Origin of the sequence: Nocardioides albertanoniae (assembly GCF_006716315.1) — a bacterium.
Lineage (GTDB): Bacteria > Actinomycetota > Actinomycetes > Propionibacteriales > Nocardioidaceae > Nocardioides > Nocardioides albertanoniae.
In genome coordinates this window covers 3,753,019-3,766,803 of sequence record NZ_VFOV01000001.1, presented here as the reverse complement: position 1 = coordinate 3,766,803, position 13,785 = coordinate 3,753,019, and the positions used below count along the sequence as shown (strand labels likewise).

Below are 13,785 nucleotides of genomic sequence, written 5' to 3'. Positions count from 1 at the left end.
CATATCGGCAGTCGGTATCGGGCCGGCAGACGTGCGACCATTCAGGGGTGAGCAAGAAGAGCGCGCCCCCGATGCCCCAGCTCCTCCAGGCCGACGACGGCACCTGGACCCTGGAGGTGCCCGGCGTAGCCTCCAGCAAGGGCCACGCCGCCCCCGAGTGGGCGATGGCCAAAGGCGTAGAGGTCGTACGCCGCGCCGCCTCCGACATCGTCCGCAGATGGATCAACGGAAAACCGGTCAGCGACGCCGAGAAGCAGGTCGTGCTGCTCGTCACCCGAGGTGACTCGCAGGTCTACGCCTGGCTCGACGCCGCCTTCGCCGACGACAACCCCCGCTAGCAGCAGCGCGCCTGCGGGTTGTGCTCCTTCTCGTCGGCCCGGTGCCGTTCGAACGCACGCCGGCTCATCGGCTCGACGCCCTCGCGCTCGCACCGAGCCACGTAGTCGTCCCACTTCGCCTCCCCGGTCGCCTGGCGGAGCAGCCGCCAGGCGCCGGAGAGACGACCTGAGAGTCGATCGGCGATCACGCTCATGAGACCGGCGTCTTCTGGGAGGCCTCCCACTCGCGTACGGCTTCCTTCTCCTCCTTGGTGGCGAAGAAGTCGGCGGGTGCGACGAGCTTCGACTCCACCTTGGGCACCTCGGTGGTCGGCAGCGAGCCGCCGGCGCGCAGCGTCTTGACGACGGTGACGGCGGCGCCGGCCACGACGACGATCACGAGCACGGCGAAGGCCGCCTGCAGGATGCCGGACTGGGTGGAGTTGTAGATGATCTGGTCGACGTCGGCGGGTGTCTTGGCGAGGCCGTAGAGCTCGCCGGACGCCTTCGCCTCGCGCGCGGCCGAGGCCTGCGCGAAGTAGCCGATCGCCGGGTCACCGCTGAAGACCTTCTGCCAGGACGCTGCCATGGTGACGATCAGGTCCCAGGCGAGAGGGATGCCGGGCACCCAGGCCCACTTCAGCTTGCCGTGCTTGATCATCAGCGCGGTGGCGAGGGTGAGCGCGATGGCGGCGAGCAGCTGGTTGGCGATGCCGAAGAGCGGGAAGAGCTGGTTGATCCCGCCGAGCGGGTCGCCGACACCGATCCAGAGCATGTAGGCCCATGCCAGCACCACCAGCGCCGAGGCCGACCAGGTGGCCGGGCGCCAGGAGACGTCGGCGTAACGAGGCCAGATGTTGCCGATCGTGTCCTGCAGCATGAAGCGACCGACCCGGGTGCCGGCGTCGACGGCGGTGAGGATGAACAGCGCCTCGAACATGATCGCGAAGTGATACCAGAAAGCGGCCAGCCCGCCGCCGAACGCGTCGCTGAAGATCAACGACATCCCGAACGCCAGGGTCGGGGCCCCGCCGGTGCGGGAGATGATCGTCTCCTCCACGCTGGCTGCGGCGGCCTCGAGGTCGGCCGGGGTGAGCGAGAAGCCGAGACCGTTGACGAAGGCGGCGGCCGTCTCCGGCGTGCCCCCGGTGGCGCCGGCGGCTGCGTTCATCGAGAAGTAGATGCCCTGGTCGATCACCGAGGCGGCGATGAGGGCGGAGATCGCGACGAACGACTCCATCAGCATGCCGCCGTAGCCGATCATGCGTACGTGGGACTCCTTCGCGACCATCTTCGGGGTTGTGCCGGAGGCGATGAGGGCGTGGAATCCGGAGAGTGCGCCACAGGCGATCGTGATGAAGACGAACGGGAAGAGCTTGCCCGTGAACGCCGGGCCCTCGCCGTTGGTGGCGAACTCGGAGACCGCAGGGTTGGCCAGCACCGGAGCGGCCAGGATCATGCCGAACGCCAGCAGGACGATGACGCCGACCTTCATGAACGTCGAGAGGTAGTCACGCGGGGTGAGCAGCATCCACACCGGCAGGATCGAGGCGACGAAGCCGTAGATCGCCAGGGCGATGACCAGCGTCTCCTTCTCCAGGGTCAGCGCGTCGGCGAGCCCCATCTGGTCGACCCAGTTGCCGCCGGCGATCGCGGCCAGCAGGAGCACGACGCCGATGGCGGTCACCTCGAGCACCCGGCCGGGGCGCAGGTAGCGCAGATAGAAGCCCATGAAGAGCGCGATCGGGATGGTGAGACCGATCGAGAAGACGCCCCACGGCGACTCGGCCAGCGAGTTGACGACCACGAGGGCCAGCACGGCCAAGATGATGATCATGATCGCGAAGACGGCGATCAGCGCGGCGATGCCGGCGACCGTGCCGATCTCCTCGCGCACCATCTGGCCCAGCGACTTGCCGTCGCGGCGCATCGAGATGAAGAGCACCACCATGTCCTGCACCGCACCGGCGAAGATGACGCCGACGATGATCCAGATCGTGCCGGGCAGGTAGCCCATCTGAGCGGCCAGCACCGGACCGACCAGCGGGCCCGCGCCGGCGATCGCGGCGAAGTGGTGGCCGAAGAGCACCCGTCGGTCGGTGACGTCGTAGTCACGCCCGTTCTGCAGCCGCTCGGCCGGCGTCGCTCGGCTGTCATCGACCTCCAGCACCTTCTTGGCGATGAACTTGGAGTAGAACCGGTAGGCGATGGCGTAGGACGACAGCGCGGCGAACAGGATCCACAGCGCCGAGACGTCTTCGCCGCGGGACAGGGCGAGCACGGCCCAGCAGACCGCGCCGACGACGGCGACGACGGTCCAGATGAGGATGGACTTGAGGTTGGGGCCGGACCGTGGTCCGGAGGATGTGGGGTGGGCGGTCGACGTCGACATGGTCTCCCTCGGGTTCAGCGCGGGTAAGCGGTCGTTGTGACCGCCGTCTCAGCCTAGTCTCAGGAAACCCGGCTTCGCCGGGCGGTGGGGCTACTGTCCGGTACGCCCGTCGATGGTCTCGCGCAGCAGGTCGGCGTGGCCCGCGTGCCGGGCGTACTCCTCGACCATGTGGACCAGGATGTCGCGGACGGTGGTCTGGTCACCGCGGAGGTCGCGCATGTCGCCGAGCACCGAGTCGTCGATCGAGTCGAGCCACTCCTCGGCGCCGGCGATCTGTTCGCGCCAGCTCGCGAACGCCTCGTCGACCGACTCCTGGCTGGGCTCCACCTTGTGGAATCCGCCGGTGGGGTCGTCCTCATCGAGGCGTGGGAGCTCGAGGTTCTCCTGCAGCACCCTCTGGAACCAGCTGTGCTCGACCCGTGCCATGTGCCGGACCAACCCGAGCAGGCTCATGTCGCTCGGCGGGACGCTCTGCTTCGCCAGGTCCTCCGGGCCGAGGTCCTGGCACTTCAGCTCGAGGGTGAGCCGGTAGTGGCTCAGGTAGTCCCGGTAGGTCGCCAGCTCACCGACGGCCTGCTCGTCCTGGTGGCGTGGATCCTCGCCCTCGGGAAGCCAGATGCCGTCGTACCCGACCTGTCGCTGATCGTCGCTCATGTGGTCACCTTGATGGAGACGGCGGCCCCCCGCCAGTTATTTCAGGCGCCGAAGCTGGGCGCCCGCTTCTCCAGGAACGCGTTGATGCCCTCGCGGCCGGACGCCGAGCCGCCGAGCGCGGAGATCGACTGGGCCTCGCGGCGTAGGGCCGACTCGGGGTTGGGGTCGGCGACGCCGCGGACGAGGTGCTTGGTGCGGGCCAGCGCTTCGGGGGAGCCGGAGAGGAGGTTCGCGACGACCTCGTCGACGGCAGCCTCGAGCCCGTCGGCAGGTACGACGCGGGCGACCAGGCCGGCATCGAGCGCCTCGCTCGCCGAGAGCATGTCACCGAGCAGGGTCAGCCGGAGCACCCGATGCAGACCGAGGGTGTGCACGAGGAGGGAGCCACCGCCGTCGGGCGAGAGCCCGACCTTGGCGTAGGCGAGGCTGAACTTCGCCTTCTCCGAGGCGACGACGATGTCGGCCGCCGCGGCCAGCGGGAACCCGACACCGGCAGCGGTGCCCTGCACCGCACTGATCACGACAGCGTCGCAGCGCACCAGCTCGGTGACGATGCGGTTGACGCCCTCGGCGAGGTCGAGGAGGTACGGCTCCATGTCGTCGACGGCCGCGAACCCGGCCAGGTCACCTCCGACGGAGAAGTACTTCCCCTCCGCGGCCAGCACGATCACCCGCGCCGCGTCCGCCTTCGCCCGCAGGATCGCCTCCCGCAGCTCGTCCCCGGCCTCGGGCGAGAACACGTTGCCCCGCTCCGGGTTGGTCATCGTGATGCGCGCACAGCCGTCGGTGCACTCGTAGCGAATCAAGCTCATGCGCGCATCCTGCCAGGTGCCGCTAGGGTCGGGGCGTGGCCTCGTCGACTGCGTTCACAGTGGCTCGCGCGCCGGCGTCCGAGACCTACGCGCTGCGCGCGGAGGTGTTGCACGGTGGGGCGGCTCCGGTCGTCGCCAAGGTGGCGGGCGATGACCATCCCGATGTGGCCACCTTCGCTGCCCGCGACACCGATGGCGTCGTGATCGGGTGCGTCGGCCTCTTCCCCGAGCTCTGCCCGGACAGGCCGGGACACGCGGGGTTCGGCTGGCGCCTCAGGCGCTTGGCCACAGCTGAGTCGTGGCGCGGCCGCGGAGTCGGGACAGCCGTGCTGACCGCGGCTATCCAGCACGCGGCAGCCCAGGGGCCCGGCCTCGTCTGGTGCAACGCCACTCCGGCTGGGGTCGCGCTCATCGTCCGCGCCGGTTTTTGGCAGGTCGGCATGCCGTGGACGGACCCAGAGTTCGGGTCGAACGTCCGCTTGCTGCGTGAGGTCTGACGGCCAACGTACACAGTCGTTACGGATGTGACGGATGTGGTGCCTCAGGCGTCACATCCGTAACGACTGTGTGCATTCGGTTTGAAACTCGCAGGTCTGGGTATGACCCAGACGTGAACGACGACGAGAAGGCGGTGGCACGCGCTGCGGTGGAGGCTGCCGAGAGACTGCGCGGGGTGGTGTCGGGTCTGAGCGCGGCGCTCCTGTGGGGATGGTCTCTGAAGCACGTCCCGTCGCGCCCGGAGGTATCGATTCCGAAGACCCGCCGAGTTCGCCGCAAGCGCGCGCAAGGTGTGGTCGTCCGTCGTCTCGACATCCCGCCCTGCGATATCGAGGGGCCTGTGACGACGAAGCTCAGGACGGCGCTGGACTGCCTGCGCAGGCTGCCTTTCGACGAGGCGCTGTGCGTCGCGGACTCGGCACTACGCCTCGGGGTCGAGCGGGACGAGCTCGTCGCTGCGGCTGAACGCACTCTCGGGCCCGGCGCCGGCAACGTACGGAGAGTCGCGCACCTGGCGCACGGGGGCGCCGCGAACGCATTCGAGAGCTGTCTGCGCGTGATCGCGCTCCAGGTTGACGGGCTCGACGTCGAGCCTCAGGTTCGGATCGCCGAGCCGGACTTCCTCGGCCGTGTCGATCTGGCCGATCGACGGCTTCGGATCATCGTCGAAGCAGACTCGTTCGAGTTCCACGGAACTCGTCGGGCGTTGGTGGAGGACGCCGGGCGTTACAACCGGTTCGTCGCGGCAGGCTGGATCGTGCTGCGTTTCACCTGGGAGGACGTGATGCTGCATCCCGAGGTGGTGCGGGAGGTGCTCGAGGGTGCTGTCGCAGATCGGGTTCGCTCGATGCCCGCATGAAGTGCACACGGTCGTTACCGATGTGACTGATGTGGTGCCTCAGCTGTCACATCCGTAACCACTGTGTGCACGCTAGGGTCGGCGGCGTGACTTCGGAGCTCGCGTTCGTGATCAGTCAGGTGCCGGTCGAGGAGACCTATCCGTTGCGGGCGAAGGTGCTGCGCAACGGTGGGCCGCCGGAGGCGGCGAGGCTGGTCGGGGATGACCTCCCGGGAGTGGCGACGTACGCCGCGCGCGATGTCGAGGGCGCCGTGGTCGGGTGCGTGGGGCTGTTTCCGGAACCATGCCCTGACCTGCCGGATCACCCCGGTGAGGGGTGGCGGATCCGCGGGATGGCGACCGACGACGGCCTGCGTGGGCAGGGTGTGGGGGCGCAGGTGCTGAAGGCGGCGCTCGACCACGTCGCGGCCCATGGCGGTGGGCTGGTGTGGTGCAACGCGCGCACGACCGCGGCACGCTTCTACGCGCGGCACGGCTTCCAGGAGATCGGAGAGCGTTGGGACGACCCGGAGATCGGTCCGCACGTGCGGATGTGGCGCGAGGTCGAATCGGGTTAGCGCGGCGGGCGCTGAGCGGCGTACGATCTGCTTCACAGGCGTTCGAGCCGTCATCAGCGGCGAGCCCCGGGAAGAACCGGCCCAGCTTCGGCATGGCCCCAGTAGAACCCGGCGGGAGTGGCCCGTCACAGCCGTAACGAAGTGGCCCGAGAGGGCAAGCAGGGTGGTAACGCGGTCGAAGGATCGTCCCTGTGGTGACAACAACCCACTACCACCCAGCAGGAGATGCAGCCGATGGCCTATCCAAAGGTCACCTCAGCCGATTCGGCCCACAACGGGGGCACCGTTCCGGCCAGCCCTCGCTTCCCGAAGATCGAGACCCAGATTCTCGACTACTGGAAGAAGGACGGCACGTTCCAGGCGAGCATCGACAACCGCGACGCCGGCAAGGACGGCGAGAACGAGTTCGTCTTCTACGACGGCCCCCCGTTCGCCAACGGCCTGCCGCACTACGGCCACCTGCTGACCGGCTACGTCAAGGACATCGTGCCGCGCTACCAGACGATGCGCGGCAAGCGCGTCGAGCGGCGCTTCGGGTGGGACACCCACGGCCTGCCCGCCGAGCTCGAGGCGATGCGCCAGCTCGGCCTCAAGACCACCGACGACATCGTCGAGATGGGCATCGACAAGTTCAACGCGGCCAGCCGCGCGTCGGTGATGAGATACAGCGACGACTGGCGTGAGTACGTCACCCGTCAGGCGCGCTGGGTCGACTTCGACAACGACTACAAGACCCTCAACCCCGACTACATGGAGTCGGTGATCTGGGCGTTCAAGACGCTCCACGACAAGGGCCTGGTCTACGAGGGCTTCCGCGTGCTGCCCTACTGCTGGCAGGACGAGACCCCGCTGTCCAACCACGAGCTGCGGATGGACGACGACGTCTACAAGGACCGCCAGGACCCGGCGGTCACGGTCGGTTACGCGCTCGATGCGACCGGTGAGGACGAGGTCCTCGACGGCGCCCACATCCTGATCTGGACCACCACGCCGTGGACCCTGCCGTCCAACCTCGCTGTCATGGTCGGCTCCGACATCGACTACGTCGTCGTCGAGGGCCCGGTCCCGGGCACCGACACGACGGCGCGCTATCTGCTGGCGGAGGCTCGGCTCGAGGCGTACAAGAAGGAGCTGTACGCCGACGCCGACGAGCCCACGATCCTGGGCCGTTACAAGGGTTCCGAGCTGCTCGGCCGCACCTACACCCCGCCGTTCTCCTACTACGCCGGCCACACCAACGCGTTCCGCGTGGTCGCCGCCGACGACGCCGTCACGACCACCGACGGCACCGGGGTCGTGCACACCGCCGGTGCGTTCGGCGAGGTCGACAAGGAGGTGACCGACCGCGAGAACATCGAGGCGGTCATGCCGGTCGGCAAGGACGGCAAGTTCACCGCGCCGGTCGTCGACTACGCCGGCGTGCAGGTCTTCGACGCCAACCTGCAGATCATCGACCACCTCAAGGCGGTCACCCGCGGCGAGGCGGGCGGATCGGTGACGCCCGGCACGATCCTGCTGCGCCGCGAGTCCTACAACCACTCCTACCCGCACTGCTGGCGCTGCCGTCAGCCGCTGATCTACAAGGGTGTCTCGAGCTGGTTCGTCGAGGTCACCAAGATCAAGGACCGGATGCTCGAGCTCAATCAGCAGATCCGCTGGGTGCCCGAGCACATCCAGGACGGCCAGTTCGGCAAGTGGCTGGAGAACGCCCGCGACTGGTCGATCACCCGCAACCGCTTCTGGGGCTCGCCGGTGCCGGTGTGGAAGTCCGACGACCCGGCCTACCCGCGCCTCGACGTCTACGGGTCCTTCGCCGAGCTCGAGCGCGACTTCGGCACCCTGCCGAAGGACGCCGAGGGCAACCCCGACCTGCACCGCCCGTACGTCGACGACCTGGTCCGCCCCAACCCGGACGACCCGACGGGCAAGTCGATGATGCGGCGGGTCTCCGACGTGCTCGACGTCTGGTTCGACTCGGGCTCGATGTCCTTCGCGCAGAACCATGTCCCGTTCGAGAACGAGGAGTGGTTCCAGCACCACTTCCCGGGCGACTTCATCGTCGAGTACATCGGCCAGACCCGTGGCTGGTTCTACACGCTGCACATCCTGGCCACCGCGCTCTTCGACCGCCCCGCGTTCTCGAGCTGCATCAGCCACGGCATCGTGCTGGGCTCCGACGGGCAGAAGATGTCGAAGAGCCTGCGCAACTACCCCGACGTCAACGAGGTCTTCGACCGCGACGGCGCCGACGCGATGCGCTGGTTCCTGATGTCGAGCCCGATCCTGCGCGGCGGCAACCTGGTCGTCACCGAGCAGGGCATCCGCGACTCCGTACGCCAGGTGATGATCCCGCTGTGGAACAGCTGGTACTTCTTCCAGCTCTACGCCAACGCGGCCAACCTGGAGACCACCGGCTCGACGGCGTCCACGGACCCGCTCGACCGCTACGTCCTGGCCAAGCTGCGCGACTACGTCGCCGAGATGACCACGGCGATGGACCTCTACTACGTCGCCGAGGCGACCGAGGCCACGCAGCGGTTCATCGACGTGCTGACGAACTGGTACATCCGGCGCAGCCGCGAGCGGTTCTGGAACGAGGACAAGGCCGCCTTCGACACCCTCTACACGGTGCTCGAGACGGTCACTCGCCTGGTCGCCCCGCTGCTCCCGCTGACCACCGAGGAGATCTGGCGCGGTCTGACCGGCGGCCGCTCGGTGCACCTGACCGACTACCCGGTCGTCGAGGACCTTCCCGCCGATGACGACCTGGTCGCCCGCATGGACGCCGTCCGCGCGGTCTGCTCCTCGACCTCGGCCCTGCGTAAGGCCCGCAGGCTCCGCAACCGTCTGCCGCTCGGCGGTCTCACGGTGGTCGGCGCCGACATCGAAGGCTTCGAGGAGATCGTCGCCGACGAGGTCAACGTCAAGTCCGTCCGGCTGCTCGCGGCCGACTCGGAGGAGGCCCAGACGTTCGGCATCGAGCAGAAGCTCAGCGTCAACGCCCGTGCCGCCGGCCCGCGCCTGGGCAAGGAGGTCCAGAAGGCCATCAAGGGCTCCAAGTCCGGTGACTGGTCGGTCTCCGAGTCGGGTGAGGTCGTCGCCGGTGGGCTGGCGCTGGTCGAGGGGGAGTACACCCTGGAGACCGTCGCCGGCGCCGCCTCCGACGACATCGCGGTCACGATGCTGCCCGGCGGTTTCATCGTCCTCGACACGGTCGTCACCCCCGAGCTCGCCGCCGAGGGCCTCGCCCGCGACCTCGTCCGCGCGGTGCAGCAGGCCCGCAAGGACTCCGGCCTCAACGTCGAGGACCGCATCACCCTGTCGGTGGCCGGCTCCGCGACGGTCCGTGAGGCCGCCACCACCCACGCCGACCTCATCGCCCGCGAGACCCTCGCCGCGACGTACGACGTGGTGGACTCGCTCGAAGGCAACCCGGTCGACCTGGGCGACGGCGAGAAGGCCCAGCTCGCGGTGGCCAAGGTGGAGTAGGACCGCGGTGTGATGCCGGGAGCGATCCATGGATCACTCCCGGCATCACGCGCGCTCGGGACGGTGTCAGTCGGTGGTCGCGGTAAGCGCCCGCCGCCGCCGGATCAGTCTCGCCACGGTGTAGGCGACCGCGACGTAGAGGGTCCAGACCAGGAAGGCGTACGTCGCGTCTGTGCGGGTCGTGGAGACCGGGCCGAAGATCGTGAACTTGCTCAGGATCACCGCGCACCAGCCGACGACGACCGAGAGGATGGCCGCCACGTCCAGCCCGAGGTGATAACCGAACGGCGTATCCGGATCCGGACACCCGCGAGGCGACTGCGGCGCCGCACACGCTGCCACCGATCGCCGGGACGGCGATGGTGATCAGCGCGGCTATCGACCACACGAGAAGCGACCATCCGGTGTCCACGAGAGGCGCGATGAGGATCCTCGGAAGAATGGAATGGGCGTTCCACGTGGGCTCGTAGGGGGCAAGTAGAGCGGCCAGCGCGCCGACACCGATCGTCCAGAAGGAGCCCAATGCCGCGGCTCGCTGAGTGGGGGACATGCTCCCAGTTTGTTTCCTCGGCCTCGCGTCCGCATGAGTTCGCGTACTCATCCTGTCCGCCGGCGCTACGGTCGGATCATGAACGGACCCACCCTTCGGGAGCTCGCCGTCCAGGGGCTGTCGTCGGTCGAGCGTGGGTATGACCTGCTGGCGCCGAAGTTCGACGCCACGCCGTTCCGGACCCCGGACCAGATCCTGGCGGCGACCGCTGATGCGCTCGGGACGCATGGGCGCTTCGAGCGCGGGCTCGATCTGTGCACCGGCACCGGGGCCGGGCTCGGGTTTCTCGCCGACCTGACGACGGCGCCGCCCACCGGGGTCGACTTCAGTGCGGGGATGCTCGCACAGGCGAGGAAAGCTCATCCGGATGCCGACCTGGTGCGGGCGGATGCTCGCGCGCTGCCGTTCGATGCGGCGTACGACCTGGTGGTGAGCTTCGGCGCTCTGGGGCACTTCCTGCCGGAGGAGCGGCCGGCGCTCTTCGACGGCATCCACCGGGCGCTGCGGCCGGGCGGGGTCTTCGCGCTGCCGCTCGGTCGTGCGCCGAAGCCAACGCATCCGGCCTACTGGCTGCTCTCCGGGTTCGACCTGGTGATGCGGGCGCGCAACGCGGTGTGGCGGCCGAAGTTCGTGATGTATTACCGCACCCATCCATGGTCGGCGCTGTGCGCAGATCTGACGGCCGCCGGGTTCGTGGTCGAGACGACGCCGATGCCCGGTGTCGGCGAGCTGATCGTCGCTCGCCGGCCACCGGGCTGACGGAGTGCCGGGGCTTCAGCCGCGGCGGGGGTTCCGCTCGGCCAGCCGGGCCGCGACGGTGGGGATGATCACCGCGGCGGCGACCAGGTGGGAGACCACCAGCATGATGTTGGTGGCGTAGGAGTCCGTGACGGCGATCAGGCTCGGGATGCAGGAGATCGCGGTCAGGGTCAACGTGGTGCGCTTCCAGGTCGACCGGGGCCGCTTCGCGAAGCGGGCCAGGCAGACGGCGAGGATGACGCCGACCAGGCCGAGCTCGGCGACGGCCCAGGCGAGGCCGGTCGCGGGGATCGCGGCAGGCGCCACACCGCTGCCCGGGAAGGCGACGTCGAACGGTACGCCGGTCGCACGGGCGGCGACCTCGTAGACGCCGGTGACGACGGCGCCGACGACGACGGCCGTGACGCTGACGAGCCAGACCGGCATCCGGGCTGCAAACTGGCCGCGGTCGGTGGCGGTCGTGGCCTGGGGGTAGGTGCTGGTGCTCATGATCGTGCCTCTCGTTCCGGGGTGGTGGTCGCGGCGCGTACGGCCGCCTCTCACCTGCTCCACGATCGGGCCGACGCCGATCCGACAGAATCGGCGAAAAAGATTCTCGACCGATGTCGACGCCCGTATCTCAGCCCAGTCGCCGGAAGGCGCGCATCGAGAGCGGCACGAAGATCGCCAGCAGCACCGCGGGCCACCCCAGGGCGAGGAGCACCGAGTGGTCGGCGAGCAGCCCGGAGGTGATGCCGGTCGGGTTGCCGAAGAGCTCACGAGCGGCGGTGGCGGTCGCCGAGACCGGGTTCCAAGCGGCAAGGAAGCCGAGCCAGCCCGGCATCGTCTCGGGCGAGACGAACAGGCTCGAGCAGAACCCCAACGGCCACACGAGCACCTGCACCATCGTCAGCGCACCCTCCATCCGCAGGGTCATGCCGAGGAAGATGCCCAGCCACAGCATCGCCAGCCGTAGCCAGAGCAGGAGACCGACCGCGGCGAGGGCGGCCAGGAACGAGCCCTCGATCCGCCAGCCGATGAGCAGCCCGCCGACCATCAGCACGCCCAGCTGCACCGTCGAGTTGCCCAGATCGGCGATCGCTCGCCCCAGCGGCACCGCGACGCTGCTCATCGGCAGCGAGCGGAACCGGTTGGTGACGCCGCGCTTGGTGTCTTCGGTGACCACGGCCATGGTGCCGTCGATGCCGAACATCATCGTCAGTGCGAGCACCCCGGGCAGGAGATAGGGGAGGTAGGTGCCGCCGCCCGGCATCTCGATCGCGCCGCCGAACAGGTAGCCGAAGATCAGCAGCATCATGATCGCGAACGCGATCCCGAAGATCGGGCCCCACGGCTCGCGCTGCCAGTGCTTGAGGTCGCGGAGGGTGATCACCCAGGTCTGTGTCGCGGTCTGCCGCAGGGTCGCGGTGACTCCTTGGGTGAGATCGGTCATCGGGCGGCTCCTTCAGGGTCGAGTACGTCGTCGGGTGCCGTCACGTGGAGGAACACCTCGTCGAGGGTCGGTCGGCGCAGCAGCACGTCGTCGACCGCGATGCCGGCGGCGTCCAGGGTGCGTACGGTCTCCACGACCGCGGCACCGCCGCCGGCCGGGCCGGCCTCGACGGTCACCTCGAGCCGGTCGGGGTCGACGGCGGCCGCGGTGCCGAGCGCGCCCGCCATCCGGGTGAGGTCGTCGGGGCCGGCGGCGGTGATGATCACCCGGTCGCCACCCAGGTTGCTCTTGAGGTCGGAGGGAGTTCCCTCGGCGATCACCCGGCCGGCGCCGAGCACGGTGACCATGGCGGCCAGCTGGTCGGCCTCGTCGAGATACTGCGTGGTCAGCAGCACGGTCGTCCCGTCGGCGACCACCTGGCGCACCATCGCCCACACCTCGTGTCGAGCACGCGGGTCGAGCCCGGTGGTCGGCTCGTCGAGGAACAGGATCTGCGGACGGGTCACCAGCCCCGACGCGATGTCGAGGCGGCGTCGCATCCCGCCGGAGTAGCCCGAGACCTTCCGGTCGCCGGCCTCGGTGAGACCGAAGGCGTCGAGGAGCTCGGTGGCGCGGCGTACGGCATCGGGCTTGGAGAGCCCGTGCAGACGGCCGAACATGACCAGGTTCTCGCGGCCGTGGAGGGCCTCGTCGAGGGCGGCGCTCTGGCCGACGAGACCGATGGTGGAGCGCACCCGGGCGGGGTGGCGTACGGCGTCGTGGCCACCGACGCGCACCTCGCCGGCGTCGGGTCGGGTCAGGGTAGCGAAGACGTTGACCGCGGTGGACTTGCCGGCGCCGTTGTGGCCGAGCAGGGCGTGCACCGTGCCGGGGGCGACATCGAGATCGAGGCCGTCGAGGGCCTGGGTGTCGCGGTAGTGCTTGCGTACGCCGCGAGCGACGAGCGGGGTCATGGTCATCGGACCACCTCGATCCGGAACACGCCGCAGCGCCCCACGACCGCCTCGAAGGCCTCCGGTGAGAGGTCGGTGACGACCCCGGCGTCGAGCATGATCTTCGCGCCGTCGGCCATCCGGTCCGGCCACACCCGGAGCACCGTCAGCGCCTCCTCGTCCTCCACCTCGACCAGGTGCACCTCCTCCGTCCGCGCGCCGATCCGGAGGCTCGCGCGTCCCGCGGCCGCGCGTACGTTGCGCGCCCAGTCGGCGCCCGGGAAGCCCTCCAGCAGATAGCGCTCCTTGTTGAGGTCGAGCACGGAGAGCGGGGTGCTGCGGGGCTTGCCACTCGTGCGGCCGGGCACGGTGAGCACCGGCAGCTCCTTCATCCCGAGCCCGGTCCTCGACAGCGTCATGAAGACCTTGTTCATCGGTTTGAGCCAGCGCGGCGGCGCTGGTCTCGAGTTGTTCGGCATACCTGCTCCTTTAATTTCGTACATCGTACGAATATCCCAACGGACCGACTGTAGC

Annotated in this window: 15 protein-coding genes; 6 read left to right on the top strand and 9 right to left on the bottom strand. The window is 69.0% G+C overall.

Annotation, left to right across the window (positions count from 1 at the left end; translation table 11 throughout):
* The first annotated feature begins 47 nt into the window (after nucleotides 1-47).
* A complete protein-coding gene (locus tag FB381_RS18080) occupies nucleotides 48-338 on the top strand; it encodes a hypothetical protein (protein ID WP_246088176.1) in 291 nt (96 codons plus the stop codon).
* Here FB381_RS18080 and FB381_RS18075 read toward each other — a convergent pair.
* From FB381_RS18075 to FB381_RS18060, 4 genes are all read right to left on the bottom strand, one after another.
* Nucleotides 335-532: a YbdD/YjiX family protein gene (locus tag FB381_RS18075; protein ID WP_246088175.1), complete on the bottom strand. Its 198-nt coding sequence runs from the start codon at nucleotides 530-532 to the stop codon at nucleotides 335-337. The two genes, FB381_RS18080 and FB381_RS18075, sit on opposite strands and share 4 nt — an antisense overlap.
* Nucleotides 529-2,709, bottom strand: a complete 2,181-nt coding sequence (locus tag FB381_RS18070) for a carbon starvation CstA family protein (RefSeq protein ID WP_141781568.1) — start codon at nucleotides 2,707-2,709, stop codon at nucleotides 529-531. The genes FB381_RS18075 and FB381_RS18070 overlap by 4 nt, the downstream gene beginning before the upstream one ends.
* A 90-nt stretch (nucleotides 2,710-2,799) precedes the next feature.
* Nucleotides 2,800-3,363, bottom strand: a complete 564-nt coding sequence (locus FB381_RS18065; protein ID WP_141781567.1) for a DinB family protein — start codon at nucleotides 3,361-3,363, stop codon at nucleotides 2,800-2,802.
* 41 nt (nucleotides 3,364-3,404) lie between these two features.
* On the bottom strand, nucleotides 3,405-4,175 hold the full coding sequence (locus FB381_RS18060; RefSeq protein ID WP_141781566.1) for an enoyl-CoA hydratase/isomerase family protein: 771 nt from the start codon (nucleotides 4,173-4,175) through the stop codon (nucleotides 3,405-3,407).
* 35 nt (nucleotides 4,176-4,210) lie between these two features.
* Here FB381_RS18060 and FB381_RS18055 point away from each other — a divergent pair, with 35 nt between their 5' ends.
* The 4 genes from FB381_RS18055 (at nucleotide 4,211) to ileS (ending at nucleotide 9,578) form a co-directional block, all read left to right on the top strand.
* A complete protein-coding gene (locus tag FB381_RS18055; protein WP_141781565.1) occupies nucleotides 4,211-4,672 on the top strand; it encodes a GNAT family N-acetyltransferase in 462 nt (153 codons plus the stop codon).
* A 113-nt stretch (nucleotides 4,673-4,785) separates the two neighbouring features.
* Nucleotides 4,786-5,532 carry a DUF559 domain-containing protein gene (locus FB381_RS18050; RefSeq protein WP_170225217.1) on the top strand — a complete coding sequence of 249 codons (747 nt, stop codon included), beginning with the start codon at nucleotides 4,786-4,788 and terminating at the stop codon, nucleotides 5,530-5,532.
* A gap of 86 nt (nucleotides 5,533-5,618) precedes the next feature.
* On the top strand, nucleotides 5,619-6,089 hold the full coding sequence (locus FB381_RS18045; protein WP_170225216.1) for a GNAT family N-acetyltransferase: 471 nt from the start codon (nucleotides 5,619-5,621) through the stop codon (nucleotides 6,087-6,089).
* 234 nt (nucleotides 6,090-6,323) lie between these two features.
* Nucleotides 6,324-9,578 (top strand): isoleucine--tRNA ligase, encoded by a 3,255-nt coding sequence (ileS, locus tag FB381_RS18040; RefSeq protein WP_141781562.1) that lies wholly within the window; start codon nucleotides 6,324-6,326, stop codon nucleotides 9,576-9,578.
* A gap of 66 nt (nucleotides 9,579-9,644) precedes the next feature.
* On the opposite strand, the gene FB381_RS18035 is transcribed toward ileS, so the two are convergent.
* Complete coding sequence (locus FB381_RS18035) at nucleotides 9,645-9,839, bottom strand: hypothetical protein (protein ID WP_141781561.1); 195 nt, start codon at nucleotides 9,837-9,839, stop codon at nucleotides 9,645-9,647.
* 367 nt (nucleotides 9,840-10,206) lie between these two features.
* Between FB381_RS18035 and FB381_RS18030 the strand changes: the two genes are divergently transcribed.
* Nucleotides 10,207-10,887 carry a class I SAM-dependent methyltransferase gene (locus FB381_RS18030; protein WP_141781560.1) on the top strand — a complete coding sequence of 227 codons (681 nt, stop codon included), beginning with the start codon at nucleotides 10,207-10,209 and terminating at the stop codon, nucleotides 10,885-10,887.
* Between the two features lie 15 nt (nucleotides 10,888-10,902).
* On the opposite strand, the gene FB381_RS18025 is transcribed toward FB381_RS18030, so the two are convergent.
* The 4 genes from FB381_RS18025 to FB381_RS18010 all read right to left on the bottom strand — a co-directional run bounded on the left by FB381_RS18025 (nucleotide 10,903) and on the right by FB381_RS18010 (nucleotide 13,730).
* Nucleotides 10,903-11,376, bottom strand: coding sequence for a DUF6069 family protein (locus FB381_RS18025; protein WP_141781559.1), 474 nt, complete (start codon nucleotides 11,374-11,376; stop codon nucleotides 10,903-10,905).
* A 130-nt stretch (nucleotides 11,377-11,506) separates the two neighbouring features.
* Nucleotides 11,507-12,319 (bottom strand): ABC transporter permease, encoded by an 813-nt coding sequence (locus tag FB381_RS18020; protein ID WP_141781558.1) that lies wholly within the window; start codon nucleotides 12,317-12,319, stop codon nucleotides 11,507-11,509.
* Complete coding sequence (locus FB381_RS18015) at nucleotides 12,316-13,278, bottom strand: ATP-binding cassette domain-containing protein (RefSeq protein WP_342778423.1); 963 nt, start codon at nucleotides 13,276-13,278, stop codon at nucleotides 12,316-12,318. The genes FB381_RS18020 and FB381_RS18015 overlap by 4 nt, the downstream gene beginning before the upstream one ends.
* Nucleotides 13,275-13,730, bottom strand: a complete 456-nt coding sequence (locus FB381_RS18010) for a nitroreductase/quinone reductase family protein (protein ID WP_141781557.1) — start codon at nucleotides 13,728-13,730, stop codon at nucleotides 13,275-13,277. Before FB381_RS18010 ends, FB381_RS18015 begins: the two co-directional genes overlap by 4 nt.
* Nucleotides 13,731-13,785 lie beyond the last annotated feature (55 nt).